10 protein-coding genes are annotated in these 16,925 nt (G+C 41.4%); 4 read left to right on the top strand and 6 right to left on the bottom strand.

Features of this window, described 5'->3' with window-relative positions:
• Positions 1-271: 271 nt before the first annotated feature.
• On the bottom strand, positions 272-3,652 hold the full coding sequence (locus KHS79_RS14670; RefSeq protein WP_212719963.1) for a S41 family peptidase: 3,381 nt from the start codon (positions 3,650-3,652) through the stop codon (positions 272-274).
• A gap of 474 nt (positions 3,653-4,126) precedes the next feature.
• On the opposite strand from KHS79_RS14670, the gene KHS79_RS14675 reads away from it, so the two are divergent.
• The gene (locus KHS79_RS14675) at positions 4,127-4,579 is read left to right on the top strand and encodes a ferritin family protein (protein ID WP_212719965.1); all 453 of its coding nucleotides are present in this window, start codon (positions 4,127-4,129) and stop codon (positions 4,577-4,579) included.
• Between the two features lie 53 nt (positions 4,580-4,632).
• Here the strand turns inward: KHS79_RS14675 and amrS are convergent, their stop codons facing one another.
• On the bottom strand, positions 4,633-5,736 hold the full coding sequence (amrS, locus tag KHS79_RS14680; protein ID WP_233468439.1) for an AmmeMemoRadiSam system radical SAM enzyme: 1,104 nt from the start codon (positions 5,734-5,736) through the stop codon (positions 4,633-4,635).
• Between the two features lie 175 nt (positions 5,737-5,911).
• Between amrS and amrB the strand changes: the two genes are divergently transcribed.
• The 3 genes from amrB (at position 5,912) to KHS79_RS14695 (ending at position 8,095) form a co-directional block, all read left to right on the top strand.
• Positions 5,912-6,700 carry an AmmeMemoRadiSam system protein B gene (amrB, locus tag KHS79_RS14685; RefSeq protein ID WP_212719967.1) on the top strand — a complete coding sequence of 263 codons (789 nt, stop codon included), beginning with the start codon at positions 5,912-5,914 and terminating at the stop codon, positions 6,698-6,700.
• The gene (amrA, locus tag KHS79_RS14690; protein ID WP_212719970.1) at positions 6,687-7,277 is read left to right on the top strand and encodes an AmmeMemoRadiSam system protein A; all 591 of its coding nucleotides are present in this window, start codon (positions 6,687-6,689) and stop codon (positions 7,275-7,277) included. The genes amrB and amrA overlap by 14 nt, the downstream gene beginning before the upstream one ends.
• A gap of 470 nt (positions 7,278-7,747) precedes the next feature.
• Positions 7,748-8,095, top strand: a complete 348-nt coding sequence (locus tag KHS79_RS14695) for a hypothetical protein (RefSeq protein WP_038290995.1) — start codon at positions 7,748-7,750, stop codon at positions 8,093-8,095.
• Positions 8,096-8,211: 116 nt separating this feature from the next.
• Here the strand turns inward: KHS79_RS14695 and KHS79_RS14700 are convergent, their stop codons facing one another.
• The 4 genes from KHS79_RS14700 to KHS79_RS14715 all read right to left on the bottom strand — a co-directional run bounded on the left by KHS79_RS14700 (position 8,212) and on the right by KHS79_RS14715 (position 16,539).
• Positions 8,212-10,164, bottom strand: coding sequence for a ribonuclease R family protein (locus KHS79_RS14700; RefSeq protein ID WP_094788529.1), 1,953 nt, complete (start codon positions 10,162-10,164; stop codon positions 8,212-8,214).
• A 109-nt stretch (positions 10,165-10,273) separates the two neighbouring features.
• On the bottom strand, positions 10,274-11,224 hold the full coding sequence (locus KHS79_RS14705) for an AAA family ATPase (protein WP_212719973.1): 951 nt from the start codon (positions 11,222-11,224) through the stop codon (positions 10,274-10,276).
• A 35-nt stretch (positions 11,225-11,259) separates the two neighbouring features.
• Positions 11,260-13,461, bottom strand: coding sequence for a hemopexin repeat-containing protein (locus KHS79_RS14710; RefSeq protein WP_212719975.1), 2,202 nt, complete (start codon positions 13,459-13,461; stop codon positions 11,260-11,262).
• Between the two features lie 339 nt (positions 13,462-13,800).
• Complete coding sequence (locus tag KHS79_RS14715) at positions 13,801-16,539, bottom strand: calcium-binding protein (RefSeq protein ID WP_212719976.1); 2,739 nt, start codon at positions 16,537-16,539, stop codon at positions 13,801-13,803.
• Positions 16,540-16,925 lie beyond the last annotated feature (386 nt).

Genomic DNA, 16,925 nt, shown 5'->3' on the forward strand with positions numbered 1-16,925 from the left:
AAGCAACCAAAATGGGTCAGATATACCCAATACGAATGGTTTTTAGGTGCGGCCATCGAGTAACGAAGCCCCATGAGCCTATATTAATAGGTGATTGGGGTGAGGAGTGAAAATAACAAAACCTAGAAATCATTCGTGAAGGATATAGACATGGAAATAACTATTTTGGAGGGGTTGTGAAGAGAGCATACTACTCTCTTCACAAAATATAACGAATCAATTAACAAATAATTAAAGAACCATTCCCTGTTTATAATATCTACAAATACCGCTACTGCTTAGTAGCTTTAAAATCACCTCTACTCTTTGAGGCACCCTCTAGTAAAACATCCACCGCTTTTAACAGCTGCTGATCAATCCCTTTAACAAGTTGATCAGGGGTATTTGCCACTGGGTAATCTGGACGTAACTCCTGATTTTCCAATAGCTGTCCATCTATACCTCTCACACCAACCTGAGGTATACCAAACGTAATGTCTTCGGTATAAAGCGTTTTCCACCACACAGCCGTTCCTGTTCCTGGTACAGGTCTCCCAACCAGTTTGCCTAGACCTAGCTCTTTATATACATAAGGAAAGATATGTGCGTCGGAGTAATTTGCTTCATTCATGACCACAATTGACGGCTTTTGCCAACGACGATGAGCATCTGAGCCTACCACTCGGCCACGTGGCACAAACTCCAAGTAACGCTGCCCAGAAAATAGCATCGCAAGATCATCATGTAGCCAGCCTCCTAAATTATAACGAGTATCAATCACCATCGCTTTTCGTGATTGCTGGCGTCCTAGTATCTCCGCATAGGTTTCACGAAAACTAGCATCATTCATACGCAAGATATGGATATATCCTATTTGCCCAGCTGAATGCTTTTCCACCATCTCACGCTGCCGCGTTACCCAACGCTGATAAGCTAAATACTCTTCATCCGCAAGGGACATCGGTCTAACCACATGCTGTTGGGTCTTAGGTGATGGTTTCGACCTGCGATTGTATTTTTTATCATTTGCTGCAGGCCGCCACTCTATTAAAACCCGTTTTCCCACTTGCTGGTTCAGCAGCTGATAAGGGTTTTGGCTTGCTGTTAACATTTGACCATTGATAGCAATGATCAAATCATCGACCTGAATGGGCTTATCTGCTAAGACAAAGGGATTATTAGGTAAAACATCTTTTATGCGTAAACCTTGCGCTGACTCATCCCATTCCCAATACACGCCCAGCGAACCTGTTTGTTCACCTTGCTGCGGGCTTCGATAACTACTGCCGGTATGAGAAGCATTCAGCTCTCCTAACATTTCACTGACAAGCTCACTAAAATCTTGTCCATTATGGATACTTGTCAGCTTTGACTGATAAGCTTGGTAATAAAAATCCCAGTCCACACCATGCATATCTTTACGGTAAAATTTGGTTTTCATTAACCGCCAGATATGCTCAAACAAATACTGATATTCTGCTTGTGGCTGAGTTTTAATTTCAACAAACGTTTCTATTGGAGTCAGTTGTCCGTTGATTAAATCGATTTGAAATAATCGACCATCTAATAATCCTATCGCCACTGTTTCATCGGCTAATACTGTAAATGCAACATCATGTGCATTAAGGTCAATAAATTTATAGGTACTGTCATTTTCAAATTCATGCACCCATAAATCAAAACCATCTTCGAAACGACTTAAGTAAAACAGTTTTGCCCCATCATTGGTTAAATAGCCTCCTGCCAACTCAGATGAGTGCAATGTCAAACGTCGAATTCGGGTATCCAACCCATCTCTTTCGACATGAATTTTTTTTAATTGCTGCTCGTCCTCATTATTTTTTTCTTTTGATTGATCATCCGCATTTTCATTTTCCGCTTCAGTTTCTGACTCCTGTAAGGCTAACTCTCGGTCTTCATCTGATTTGGCAAACTCATTTAAGGTCTGCTGATTCAAGAAAACCGCCATCATATCCATATCAGCTCCCCAGCTGCCATGGTTACGGCGACCATACTTTGCTGTTTCCCAAATGACGGCATTACCCTGCATAGCCCAGGTTGGGTAACTATCAGCATAACCAGAGAGGCTTAAATTAATCGGTGGTTGTTTACCATCTGCTTTAATGAGCCCCACTTCTTTCATCCAACGTGCATCATCATAATGATATGCAAGCCACTGACTATCAGGAGACCATTGAAACCACATGTCACCATCTTCGTAAGAATAAGCAAAATCAGGAGCCAATATCGTCCGTAATTTTTTGGTTTCAAAATGATAGAGCTTTACTTCATTACGGTTGCACAACAGCGCAAGATATTTTCCATCAGGCGAAAAAGCCGGCTGCATTAAATCATCTTTAGTGGCTAAAATTGCTTTTTCTTTTAAAACTGTACTACTAAAAAAGAATGATTCATTGCTACGTTGTTTTGTAACTTGGTAAATATTCCAGCTTCCTTGGCGCTCACTGGCATAAACTAAGCTTTTGCCATCAGGCGAAAAGCTCAATCCTTGTTCTTCTTCAGGTGTTTCAGTAATACGCTTTATCGTAGAGTAATCCAGTGCCGCAACATAAACATCGCCCCGCATAATATAGGCTACTTCTCGGCCATTGGGCGATGGTGCATACTCAGTCACATGATCAATCCCCTGCTGAAATGAACTGTTCCCTCGATCACTTCGAAACTGAACATCAACCGCTTGAGGCGACGGCTCTCCCTCTACTAAACGAAAAAGCTGTCCATGCCATGTGTAAACAAGGTTGCCTGAATTATCCTGCGATAAAAAGCGGACAGGATGTGTCTTATGAAATGTAACTTGCTGGGGAGCTGAATCATCAAATGACTTTCGCCAAACATTAAATGAGCCACTTCCTTCACTCAGATAAAACATGCTTTGCTGATCAATACTCCATATTGGCGAAATATCATTTCCGTCAAACTGTGTCAGTTGCTGCTGAGTATCTCCTGATAATAGCCATATATCTCGAGTTGCAGCAGAACGCTGATGCTTACGCCATGGATTTTCTACACTCTTTTTATCAACATATAACATTCGTTTTTCAGCTTTATCCAACCGTGCTTCGAGTGCGGGTACCGTCAGTAATTGTTTAGGCAACCCTCCCTCAACACTTATTTGATAAAGCTCTGGAAAACGGGTACTGGGGTACTGCGCACTGTCAGGATGATCTAGTCGGGCAGAATTAAATAAAATGGCTTTACCATTTTGTATAAAATCAGTAGGAATATCATCAGCACTGTGAAAAGTAAGTCGTTTTGCAGAGCCACCTTTTACCGGCATCACATAAATATCAAAGTTACCTGCACGATCAGATGCAAAGGCAAGCGTTTGACTGTCAGCTGACCAAACAGGATGAAATTCATAACTATTTGTGACCGTCAGAGGCTGGGCGACACCACCTTCAATCCCTACGGTATAAATATCTCCATAAGCACTAAAAGCAATGGTCTTTCCATCTGGTGATACCTGTGCATAGCGAATCCACTGTGAATTAGTTGGATTTTTCCAAGTATCCTGTTGTGTTGACTCATGCTGAATTGCATTTTGCTCTGCAGTGCTAGTAGCCTCCTCAGCCATAGCAACGTTTAACTGCCCTACCCACAACGGTCCTACTGACACACTACTTATAAATGCCAGCCAGTGCCACAGCCTCATCAACGACTCCTCTTAATAAAAACACGACGAGACTTTCTATACTGTAACGCCATGTTTTAACTGCTAGATGATCAATCCTGCTCTTTTTTCAGGAGTCAGCACCCTAGCGAAAATCCCTTATGACAGCAACAAGCACGCGATGTTTTGCACTATAGTTACAAGAGGCATTGAAGAATGTTCACGACTCAATGCAATGTGACAATGAATTGAGCTATACCCAAGCGAAGGGTTTTTAAGGACGGCCGTCAAGTGATGAAGCCCCATGAGCTTATATGAATAAGTGACTGGGGTGGCAGTTAAATGCTCCTGCATAAACTGCATTCACACTATCTTTAGTGTTTAAGAGCGCCGACAACAAACCTTAACAATGATTCGGGAAGGGTATATAACGGAAAAAACTTCACGAAAACCTATTAAATTACCCAATAGCGTCAACGCTAAATAAACTCAGGGATTGATGTGGAGTTAATTACTATGCGGTTTAAACAATTAAAAGATGTGCTCGATTATCTTATCAATGCACACCAGCAAATGGGTGAATACTATACTCAACTGAGTGATACTGTCTTACAGCAGCGCGTAAAGTTGATTCTCGACTACTTGGCTGAGCATGAAAGTCATATCAGTAACGAGCTGTTACAATACGAAAAAGATGCTCCCTATGGAGTACTAAATGCCTGGTTTCAGGATATTCAGGACGACCCGCTACTCCTTAAGCTAGAGCAGCCCCCCGCACCCGACTTAAGTGAAGAACAAGTGATGCGTATTGCACTTGAGCTGGATGATCGACTAATCAGCCTTTACGAGCAATTAGCCAGTCACTGTAAATCATCAGCAGCAAGAGATGCCCTTGAAAATTTATTAGACCAAGAAAAACAGCGTAAAAAACGCTTTGTATTATCAATGCTTCGAATGCATGACCTTTAATTGTTATTCGCAGTTAGCCTGTAATAATTCACTTCTTGCGAAAATTTACAGGCTTAGCTTGCTTTTAAGCGAACGGGTTGGCGGATAGCCCCCCAATAACCTGGCTGCGCCTCAAACCTGCCAGGAAGAGCAGTACCGCAGCCTAAACAATGACCTGCAGCATCAAGCCGCCACTCACCCAGTTGATACCAGTCCCGTTCTATTAAACACTCGCCACATTGATGACAGTAAGTGCTGCTCCCTCGTAAGTCATGCACATTCCCAGTGTAGGCATAACGTACGCCATTTTGCATCGCAATGCTTCTGGCACGAGTAAGGGTTGCAGCCGGTGTTCTAGGTTTATCCAACATTTTCCAGTCAGGATGGAAAGCAGTGAAGTGCATAGGTACTTCAGAGCCTAAATGCTCAACGACCCATTGCGTCATTTCTTGCAATTCTGCGTCACTATCATTTTCATCAGGAATTAATAGTGTGGTAATTTCAAACCACACGTCTGTTTCATGGTAAAGATACTCAAGCGTTTCCAGTACAGGGGCTAATGCCCCACCACAAATCTTTTTATAGAATCGCTCGGTAAAACCTTTTAAGTCGACATTTGCCGCATCCATGGCAGCAAAAAAAGGAACACGGGGTTCAGGACAAATATACCCTGCTGTAACGGCAACAGAGTGTATTCCTTCCTCCTTACATGCAGCCGCAACATCCAGTGCATACTCCATAAAGATGACAGGATCATTGTAGGTATAAGCAATACTACGACAACCCAAACGCTTCGCAGCCTGAGCAAGCTGGTGAGGTGATGCACTGTCTGCCAGCGTATCCATCTCACGAGATTTACTCATATCCCAGTTTTGGCAAAACTTACAGGCTAAATTACAACCTGCTGTGCCAAATGATAAAACCGGTGTGCCAGGTAAAAAGTGATTGAGTGGTTTTTTCTCTATAGGGTCAATACAAAAACCACTAGAGCGGCCATAACTGACCAGCTTTATTTGGTGGTCTTCGCAAGCTCTAACAAAACATAACCCTCGCTGCCCTTCTCTTACGTGACAGTGTCGGGGGCAAAGATCACACTGAATACGTCCATCTTCCAGTTCATGCCAATATTTGGTAGTAACCGTATTCTGAGTTACCGATGAGGGTGACTCAGCCATCATCCACCTCCCCTGGATTTAATCCAAACGCAAACTAGCGAGGCTATAATGCTGTCTATAATTATAAGTATATACTCGTAGCACTATATGGTTTGGTTACGTCATCAATCATTTTGTATTATGCCTAACCCAATCGATATCGAAGCAAACGAGTTGACCGCCAGCCGAGGAGGGTGCCATGTCTATCCGAGAGCCTGCTGTGGCGGGAATGTTCTACCCTGCGCAAGCAGAGCAGCTACAGCGTAGTATTCACGAAATGCTCGCTGAAGCCTCAGCAGGTAAGGCTGAGTCACCCCCACCTAAAATGATTATTGTCCCTCATGCTGGTTATATATACTCAGGGCCAATTGCTGCATCAGCTTATCAACGGTTAAAACCTTTTGCCGATATCTATCAGCGCATTATTTTATTAGGCCCTTCACATCGTTTTGCATTCCAAGGATTGGCCTTATCTGCAAGCGATGCCTTCAGAACCCCGCTAGGTGTTATTCCAATTGACCAAAAAGCTGTTGAGTTAATTTCCACCTGCGCAGGAGTCATCACCACTGACCAGGCTCATCGCTATGAGCATTCCCTTGAAGTTCAGTTACCCTTTTTACAACTGACACTGAACCAGTTCACATTGGTTCCTATTGTCGTGGGTTTAGCCAGTGCCGATCAGGTTGCCAGTGTGATCAATACGCTTTGGGGAGGGGCTGAAACGCTATTTGTGATCAGCTCTGACTTAAGTCATTACCACGACTATATGACTGCAAAGCAGCTCGACTCTGAGACTACCCATAAAATTCTTAAGCTCGACCATAACCTCAATGGTGAACAGGCTTGTGGCTGTTTCCCCCTCAATGGCGCACTGTTATGTGCAGAGCAACACCACTTGACTGCCACTTCTGTTGATTTGCGAAACTCTGGAGATACTGCAGGCTCAACAGATGCAGTTGTAGGATATGGTGCTTATGTCCTCCATTAGTCCCAACCATCAAGAATTATTGCTCAATCTTGCTTTTCAGAGCATTGAGTATGGCTTGCAGCATCACCATGAAATGCCGGTTGATGAAGCCGACTACCCTGAACCTCTTCAAGCTGTTCGAAGCGCATTTGTGACTTTACTGCGACAACGCCAGCTGCGCGGTTGTATCGGTTCATTAACCCCCTCTCGCCCGTTGGTGATTGAAGTTGCGCATAATGCCTATGCCAGTGCTTTCCATGATTTCCGTTTTGTAAATATCAGCTCTGCGGAACTGCCACTGTTGACTATTGAAATTTCGGTGCTATCCCCCCAACAACCCATGCAATTTATCTCTGAAGATGACCTGCTTAGACAGCTCAGGCCTATGATTGATGGTCTAACCATTGAAGACAATGGCCGCCGGGCAACATTTTTGCCTCAAGTTTGGCAACAGCTCCCAGACCGGCAAACTTTTCTACAGCACTTAAAAGAGAAAGCAGGCCTTCCCTTTGATTATTGGTCCGATACACTTAAAGCCTACCACTACACGGTGGAACACTTTGCCGCCCCACCCCAAGGCTCAGTCAAAGCAACATAATCCTGCAATACAAACATGCCATAAATTTAAGTAGGCTTATTTGCAAGTTCCCGCATAGATTAATGTTCAGTTTTGTCTGACAACAAGCTTCAGCATATTTAATTAGTATTTGCTCACTTGGTCATATTATTCAAGCTGGATAGGCATGATTTATGCTGCCATTTACCAAAGAGGCAAGTAAACGCAGGGATAAATTAGGCTAAAGCCACCAAGTGTAAAATGAGCCTATTTGTGTAATTCATACAGAGTGGAAATGTTTCTCTAGAGTAAGCTTGTTAAGCATAAAGGGTTGGTTTTATTCTTAGCCTCTATGCCAGGTCGTATAATGAAAAGAATAATGCAGTTTTTCACATTGAATTTCACTACAGATGTCACATAAAATCGAGCGCCTTAGATAAATTGTTTTACAACAAAAAACATTGGTTGATATGCTCAGCCAAAAAGGTGATTGTCGCGCAGAGGAGCCCGTTATGAATATCTGCCGGGAAATACTGCCAGTTTATCATACTGATAACCGAGCCTTTGTAAGAGAAATAGTATTTCAAACCGTCAAACACTTTTACAGTCAAGAACTTTGCAAACTAAAGCTAACAGAAGAGTTAGACTTAAATGACTGTAACACCTCTCCAAGCGCTTTATTTGATGCGTTGGAGGCTATATTCTGCCCATGTGAAACCCTTGAAACACCTTGGCCAATGACGCTAGAAAATATCATCGATAACATTATGCCTTACTGGAATGGTGAGCTTCCAACTTCAATAAAAATCAAGAAAGGGCGGCCAACTTTAAGCAAAAAAGCACTCGAACTTTACAGTTAACGATTTTCTCTGCCCAAGATAATTTAAGAACCAGATCACATATGGGCACCCACAAAAAAGCCAGCATGTCGCTGGCTTTTTTTTGAGCACATCTGTACCCCATCACTTTAAACAAATCATGAAGCAACAAGTGTCAATTTCAAGTTACGGCGTTTCATATCCACAGAAGACACCTTAACTTCTATAGACTGGTCCAACATAAATTGCTGTTCGCCATTACTCGTCTGCTGGTACAAAGGATCATATGCAAACTTCGGATCTTTACGACGTAAGTCCACAAATCCGTCGATACCAAAATCATCCAGCCGCGCCAATACCCCAAACGGATTAACCTGCACGACAGTTGCAGTAAATGTCTGCTCTACTTTATCTTCCATAAACTGACACTTCAGCCACTGCTCTACTTCGTTAGCAGAAAAGCGGGCTTTTTGCTGTCCTGCTTGTAGCTCATCCAGTAAACCCGTAGCAACTTCAGGTACAGGCTGCTCATCTAACAGCGCAATAATAATACGATGCAATACCAAGTCATTATACTTGCGAATAGGGGAAGTAAACGTTGTATAACGCTCAAAACCCATTCCACTGTGAAAGCCTGGCTCTAAGGAAAATAAACTACGCTCCAACTGCCGGCTAACAATGGTGCGTAAAGGCACATCAACTGACTTATTATTCAAGCTATGAATTAACTGGCGATATCCTTCTGGCTTGTTTAAAGCCTCTGTATCAAACTCAGGTAATAACTCAGCCACTAACTTTTTGACATCCTCCAAGCGGTCGCTCCTTACCCCGCTGTGAGAAATATAAATAGCTTTAGGTGCTTTTTGCGCGAGGAAGTCTGCTGCTGCACAGTTTGCTGCAATCATACAGGCTTCAACAAGCCGGTTTGCCGTGCTTCTATGCTGGCGATGAATTGCCGCAATTTTACCCTGCTCATCCAACTCAAAGTAATAGTCTGGACGGTTCTCAAAACACACAGCATGTTGCTCACGATAAGCGTTCAATGCTTCCTGAACTTGTTGCAAGCAGTCAATTACAGGCAATAGTTCTGGGTTCTCAGTGGCCACACTATTGTCTTCAACACCGTCTAAGTAGTCACTCACGGCATCATAAGACAGCTTAGCTTGAGAACGAACTTTTGCCTGGTAAAGCTCGCTGGAAACAACTTCACCCTGCTCACTTACTTTTAACTCACATACCAGTGCCAACCGCGCCTCACCAGGAACAAGTGAGCACCAGTTATGAGAAAGGGACTCAGGCAACATCGGGATGGTTTGCTTAGGGAGGTAAACAGAGGTACTGCGCTTACGCGCTTCAACATCTAGTGCAGAGTCTGGTTTTATCCAAAAAGCTGGGTCAGCAATTGCCACCCTCAACAACCAGCCACCATCAGTCAAGGCTTCCGCATACAGAGCATCATCCATATCCTGAGTCGACTCAGCATCAATCGTCAACCAGGACAAACAGGTCATGTCCTTACGATTTGCACTGGCAATCGCTTCTTGAGCTTGTGCTTCTATGGCGTCGACTTCAGCTTGCACTGACTCAGGCCATGCTAAGTCGAGTTTATGCTTATCAATAATGTAGTTATGTTCAATATAAGGCTGATCTGGGTGACCAATAATGCTGATGACCTCAGCCTTAGGTTTACCTGATTTAATCGGGTGCTGGGTAATTCGGCAACGAACGAAATCTCCCGCTTTTGCACCCGATAACTGGTGAGGAGGAATAAAAATCCAGCGGGATAAACGACCAACATCAGGCTCAACGAAAACGGCTTTACCGCGACCAATAATTTGCCCAGTAAACTCACTTAGCGATGAGTCAATCAGCTCTTCGACTTCAGCAAAGTCTTGTCCTTTGCTATCGACACACAGCGTCACTTTTATACGGTCATGAGGAAATACTTTCTGCATTTCTTCTTGAGGAAGAAATATCTGGCGGCCATCGTCCAAAATCACCTGACCAGACTTTGCGCCAGAGTCTTTTACTGTAGCGCTGAAAACTTCTTTTTGGGATTTTAATTGCTGCTTGAGCTGCTTGAGCTGTTGCAGAGCATCATTATTTAACATAAACAGGCTGCCATTTTACTGGAAATCAAACCATCACTGACCCAAAGCTAAGGGCATAAATGAGAACGGATTCTACTCAATGCCGCACTGTTTATAAACCTTTTCCCTATCAAGATGTGCGTTCAACGCTAATCAACTGGGTGATTTCTCTCATAAGCGAGGTGTAGCGAGTCTCTCCCTGCCCCTCTAAAACCAGGACTTTACGGCTTATTTGCTGAGCATAATCCAGGCACTGGCTAAAGAAGTGCTCTCTATCAGATTGTTCTGGCTGGCAACGTTGTGGATCTGATTGCCAAGGTAAATCCGGCCTTAGTACACAGCACAGTGTATAGTTTTGACCCAACGCATACTGCCATAACCACTCAGGATACTGCCCATAAAGAATCTGACTCCAAAAACAAGTTGTAGCACAGTTAGTATCAACAATAAGTAGCCCAGAAGCCTGAAGCGAAGCAAATACTTTCTCTAGGGCATATTGAACCAAACCAGAGACCACCACCTGCTCATAATCCAGTGCTATATGGCCCAACATATCATAGTAATCTCGAATATATTCAGGGACGATAGAGAGCTTAACCTGACTGCCAATAGTGTTCTCTAAGTAATCAACCAGCGTTGATTTACCCGACGACTCAGGCCCCAGCACTAAAATACGGGGCAAAACACGATGTGCTTTGGATGTTCTCAATAACGGCTGCTGAGACTCAGACCAGAATGGATAAGCCGGAATGCGTTGAGATAAAAATGGAATTACAACTACTCGGTTGTTAGTCGCCCATTGCACATGCTCAGGGTTTAAACAAACAAGCCCTACAGTTCGATTTTGAGATTTAACTTGAGAATTGGCTTGAGAGCTTATTTGAGAGTAATGTTCTGCTTCACTACTGTTTTTGATCCACACTACCTGATCAGCTAGCTCATGCCCCAGCAGATGCAAAAATTGCCGTTGACTTGGCAGCAATGAACGCTCATCAGGCAGCAGGGCAACATCAAAATAGCCTCTAGCCGCTAAGGAAGAATGGTTACTTGGTTTTACTTCGTTGTACTGACTGCTATTCATTGTTAAATATACCCTTCGCTATGGGTACAATTATACTAGTTTCGTAGAATCAAACTAAGGTTATCCACATACTGCTGCTGACCCGAAAAATTGACATGGACATCAATACTCTCAACGTTACTTGGCAACACTGTATGTGTTAGAAAACGCTGAGCACTGCTTTGGTATGAATTCAAAGTAAGTTCTGTATTGTGTTTTGACTGATACCACTGCTCCAAACCAAACCATGAATGCTCACTGATAGCTTTAGGAAATCCATCATCTGTCTTATTTAAAACATGGTCAAATCTCAGATAATAACCTCCTTTAAATAAGTACGACTTAATGCTATTACGTCTTACCGCTGCATCAATCCGATCAGGCCAAACTTGTAAACCAGACCATGTCCAGTTAGAAATAAACATAGGGTAGCCCTTAGCGGCTCGATCTGATGTCATATTAAAACGAATGTATTCATCTCCTTTAAAAAAGTAAGTGATACCATTCCCCCAGTTAATCGCAGCATCAATATCATTAGCACCTCCTGAGAATGTGTCTAACCCTGACCAGTGGTCTTTTATTTTTAATGGATAGCCGCTATCAGCCTGATCTTTTTTTAAATCATAACGAATATATTCATCACCCTTAAAAAAATAGGCTTTACCATTTCCCCAATTAACAGCTGCATCAATATTCCTTGCACCACCTTTAAATTGATCTAGCCCAGGCCAGCTACTGGCAATATCCGCAGGATAACCGTCATCAACTTGATCCTTATTAAAGTCAAACTGGTAATATTCATCCCCTCGAAAAAAATAAGCATACCGATCATTTTTCCTTAATGCCGCAAAGCCTTTAGCATCATTAAAAAATAATTTGATGCTTAAGTTTTTATCCGCAGTCCTTCCCCACATATCAGCGGCCAAAGCTACCTTGAGCGGCTTACTCTGTTGAGTTGTTAGTCCTCGTAAATCGATATGCTGTGCTAATGTTGTAGGCTCTTTGGTTAATGAGGTAAACAGATAGGCATTCTGCCTTTGTTCACCTTTTTTTACATATTTCAAAGGAATTTGGTTAACTGCAGTATAACCACGCGTTACCGCCTTTCCTCCTTTTAACCAACCAGTAACCTGATTATCATAATTAGCCAAATAAAATGGTTGGACACTACCACGATCATATTCTGCATCACCATTTTTTAGCGTATTTTTATTTAACTTTACAGGATAGCTTGGAAAAGCCTCTAGCAAAGAATGCCCATCCAGTGAACCTGGAGCATAATCAATCCCCAAGTGGTCCAAAATAGTGGGTACAATATCAACTGGGGATGGCGGAATATTCATCCCTTTACGCAAATGATGTACTGCATGGCCACTGGCTAATAACCAAGCCTTCCTATGCTCAGGACGGTTTTTACCGTGTTGGCCATCGATGGTTCCTCCATGATCAGGTACCGCCAAAATTAACCAGTCCTCATCAGCAAACTTAGGACGCTGTTGAATTCGCGTTAATAACTCACCGATTTGCCGGTCTACTTTTTCAATTGATTGTCGGTACTCAGGCTTATCTGCACTAAACCCATGATTATGCCCTTTGACATCCACCATTGAAAAATACACAAATAAGACATCAATATCAGTCGTACTTAAAATGTCTTTTGCTTTATTAACCGTTTCAGTATCCTGATGTTCTTGGTAATACCAATATAAATCCTCATCTGCCGCTGTGGGCATGTTATAACGAATACCTGTCCAAGAGGTTAATCTTGCAGTGTGCAATACCGGCTTAGCGGTTTCAATATGGGTAAAAAGGTCAGGAATAGACTGTAATTTAGACCCGGTAAAACTGTTATCATAAATACCATGTCGGTCTCGCCATACTCCATAAAGTATAGTCGCCCAACAAGGACCACTCCATGTGGTGTCCTCTGCTAACATAGGGCTAATAAACCCATCAGTAATTAATTTATCCAACACAGGTGTATTAACACGAGGAATCGCTGATGGCTTTAAACCATCAATACCTAATAATAATACTTTGGGTATTTTCGGAGGTACTTTTAGTTTATGATCAGCTAAAATACTATCTACGCCATACACCTTTCCCGCAAGCGCGATTATCAAACTTAAATACGCAAACTGACTAACACACCACCTGATTTTTTTAATATAAGTAAAGTAATTAAATAAACTCATTGATCCCCCATTATTATTCTTTATACCCTCTTTGGCGGGCATACCTTTGTGTGAGCCCATCATGAGTTTCTACAATGACAAAGAGATAAACAGGGGATGACTATTAAAATAAAGTTCTATAACTAGAAAGTGGTTTTGTAAGAGGTCTTTAATAAATTTGTGTTTAGCCAATTTGCTTTACATAAAAAAACAATTATCAGAAAACACACCATAAATCCATCCTTAGTGTTTTGACTGCCGCAATAATGCGGCAGTCAGTTCTACAACAACTACTCATACAGCCCTATTAAACACAATTCTGAATACACAATGCTTTCTTTAAAAAAACCGGCTTATATTTCATGCTAAAGATATTTCAGTTTAATTTAATTTTATTAATTAGACTACACCAAGCATTCATAGCTAAATTGGAGTAGTTATATTTATAGTTGAAATAATATTTGTACCATTCTCAGTAACCGATCCTGAACTGTTATCTGGCATAGTTGCCATAGCACTTATTAAATGACTTACACTATTTGTAGCACTTAAGTCCATTCCCGTATCACCCATGGATGCTTGGGGTAAGTCAGTTAACCGCCATCTTATTTCAGCCCCATAAACACGCCTTTCATAAAACTGTACGTAATTTATTGACTTTTCTGGTCCTTGAAAATGATCTTTTACCGTAACTTTTTGCTCTAAGTCTTCATCAACAAGCATTATAAGATCATCATTTACTCTATGATAACTAATACGCTCAGAATGAATACCCACAAAGTGGACAATATCAGCGCCTATGCCTGAGTTTTCAATAATATCCTGACCACCTTGTTCATGATAATAATAGATATCATTTCCAGATCCACCAATGAGTGTATCATTTCCACTACCACCACTTAACCGGTCGTTTCCATTACCACCTTCTAAATGATCATCCCCATCTTCATCTCGATAATAGCCTCGATTTCCATACTTAAGAATACCTCCAACAAGGTAGTCATCCCCATCTCCACCAATGAGTGTATCATTCCCACCCCCTCCACTTAACCAGTCGTTTCCATTACCACCATCTAAATGATCATCACCACCCTCATTTCGGTAATGATCTCTATCTTCATATTTATAAATATCTCCAATCAGCTCATCATCCCCGTCTCCGCCTATTAATTTATCGTTACCATCACCTCCAGTAATTTTATCATTTCCATTTTCACCATACGCTACATCATCTCCTCCTCCACCATATATGTAATCATCGCCTGCGCCTGCTTTAAATATTTCATTGAAATCACGATAACCTGAAAATCTTTCATTATCATCAGTCCCTTCCATCACTAAAGAGATGCCAAAGTCTCCATTTTTAAAGTCATTTACTATTAAACCATTAACTCTTAACATTGAGCCATCAAGCATATAGCTCAAACCATCTTTTTTATAGGTACAATAATCTTCCCAACCAGAGAAAGAAATATTTGATCTCGATACAGTGACTCCATCCAGTTTTACTCCATTAAGCAGTATTTTCCCTTTACCATCCTCATCATAAATAATATCTTCTTTTCCTACTTGATAAGTATCATATCCTTTTCCTCCATGTAACTGGTCTATTCCTTCATTACCCTCTAAATAATCATCCCCATCATAACCATATATAATTTCGTTAGCTTTTCCGCCAATCAGCTTATCTTCATCATCACTACCATCAATCTGAAGATTCTGAAGTAAAATACCAAGATCACCATTCTTAAAATTTTTAATCGTTAAACCATTAACATTTAACGTAGTGCCTTTCAACTCATAAGTTAAATTATTTTGCTCATCATAAAAAATATTTTTAGGATTACTTAACTCTCGCTGCCCGCCTTTTAGAACCGCCCCATCAAGAACTACTTCACCAGAAGCATCGCTGTCCTCAACTGTGTCTTTTTGACCAACTACATAAACATCAAATCCTTTACCTCCTTTGAGAATATTTACACCCAACTCTCCATATAAGTCATCATCCCCTTCATTTCCTATAAGTTCATCATTACCTTGCCCTGCATATAAATTATCATCTCCTTTATTACCCTCAATATAATCATCTCCTCCCCCACCTTTTACTATATCATCCCCTTTACCTCCTTCTAATTTATCATTACCTGAACCACCATGAAGCTCATCATCTCCATTTTCTCCATAAATAAAATCATTACCTCCCTGTCCATAAATTACGTCATCATCATTTGTACCTATTATTTCATCACTTGCATTAACCAATATTCCTTTATCATTTCTATACGCTGTATCAGTACCTATAAAAGTTGTTTCCAGTTCACCAAGGTCATAAATTGCTGTATCAATAATGGGATTTAATTCATCTTCAACCTCAATACCCATTTCAGACAAATGATCATCAATTGTTTGATACTTTTCTTTCAAGACGTAAGCCGTAGCTTTAGCTTCACTATCATCTGTTGGCTTGCCTCCTTCAGCAAAGAGAGAAAATAACTCTGCTTCCTTGCTTCTTCTAGCATAAGTGGTTTTACTGTTGTTAAAATTAAAACCAAACTTAATCTTCGTCCAAAGTCTTGCCCTTTGACCAGGATCACTTTCATTTTTAATTAATACAGTTTTTACGATACCTAACGTATCTTCCGGTAAAATATCATTAGTCCCGTAACAATCATGAAGAACTGATAGTATCGCGATACGTTCATTTGATGCAGGCAAGAGAGATGAGTCACCTAAAAATCTATCCAACTGATTTTCCAATTTATCCAACTGCTTATCTAACAGTAAATCAGCAGTTTGAGTAGATTTAAGTTGAATAGTGCTAAGTTCATTTAACACCCTTTCATCAGTTATTTTTTGTCCATTTAAAGGGCTACCTTCCCAGTTTAGCCTCTGAATCTGAGTATACGCCTCTAACACAGACAATTGATATTCGCTTAATGGTTTATTTAAATATTCATTTAGCAAATTGGCAATTGATGCTCCATTTAATAAGTTTATCTTTACACCATATCCAATAGACAGCCTTCCTTGATCATCAAAATAAAAACTTAATGATGGACTAGATGCCGCACAGGCGTTACTTTCTTGATTCTGAATAAACTTGCTTCTTGCATTTTTATACTCTTGCTCTGAGAGCTCCTCGCTTAATCTATTAAGTGCCATTATGATCATCTACCTTGTGATTTTAATTTGCTAATTTACATACCCTTCACAAACACTTTACTATACCCACAGCGAAGGATTTTTAGGGGCGGCCGTCAAGCGATGAAGCCCCCGGAGCTTATATTAATAAGTGACTGGGGTGAAGAGCGAAGGCAACAAACCCTAAAATTGATTCGCGAAGGGTATATTATTCAATAGCACTCAGACAACTACCTAAGTGTTGTTTAAAAAAATACCAAGTTTCAAACGCACCTTTGCCCAAAGTCTGTATAACGTCCATCGAACACGCCGAGAATCCGTCCCTGGAGGCTTGGTTGCCGCATCCTTGCGGCAAACAGTTCGATGCGCGTTACCCAGCCTTTGTCTTTTCAGAGCATATATCGAAT

It is taken from the genome of Zooshikella ganghwensis (assembly GCF_018263875.1).
GTDB classification, from domain to species: Bacteria; Pseudomonadota; Gammaproteobacteria; order Pseudomonadales; family Zooshikellaceae; genus Zooshikella; species Zooshikella ganghwensis.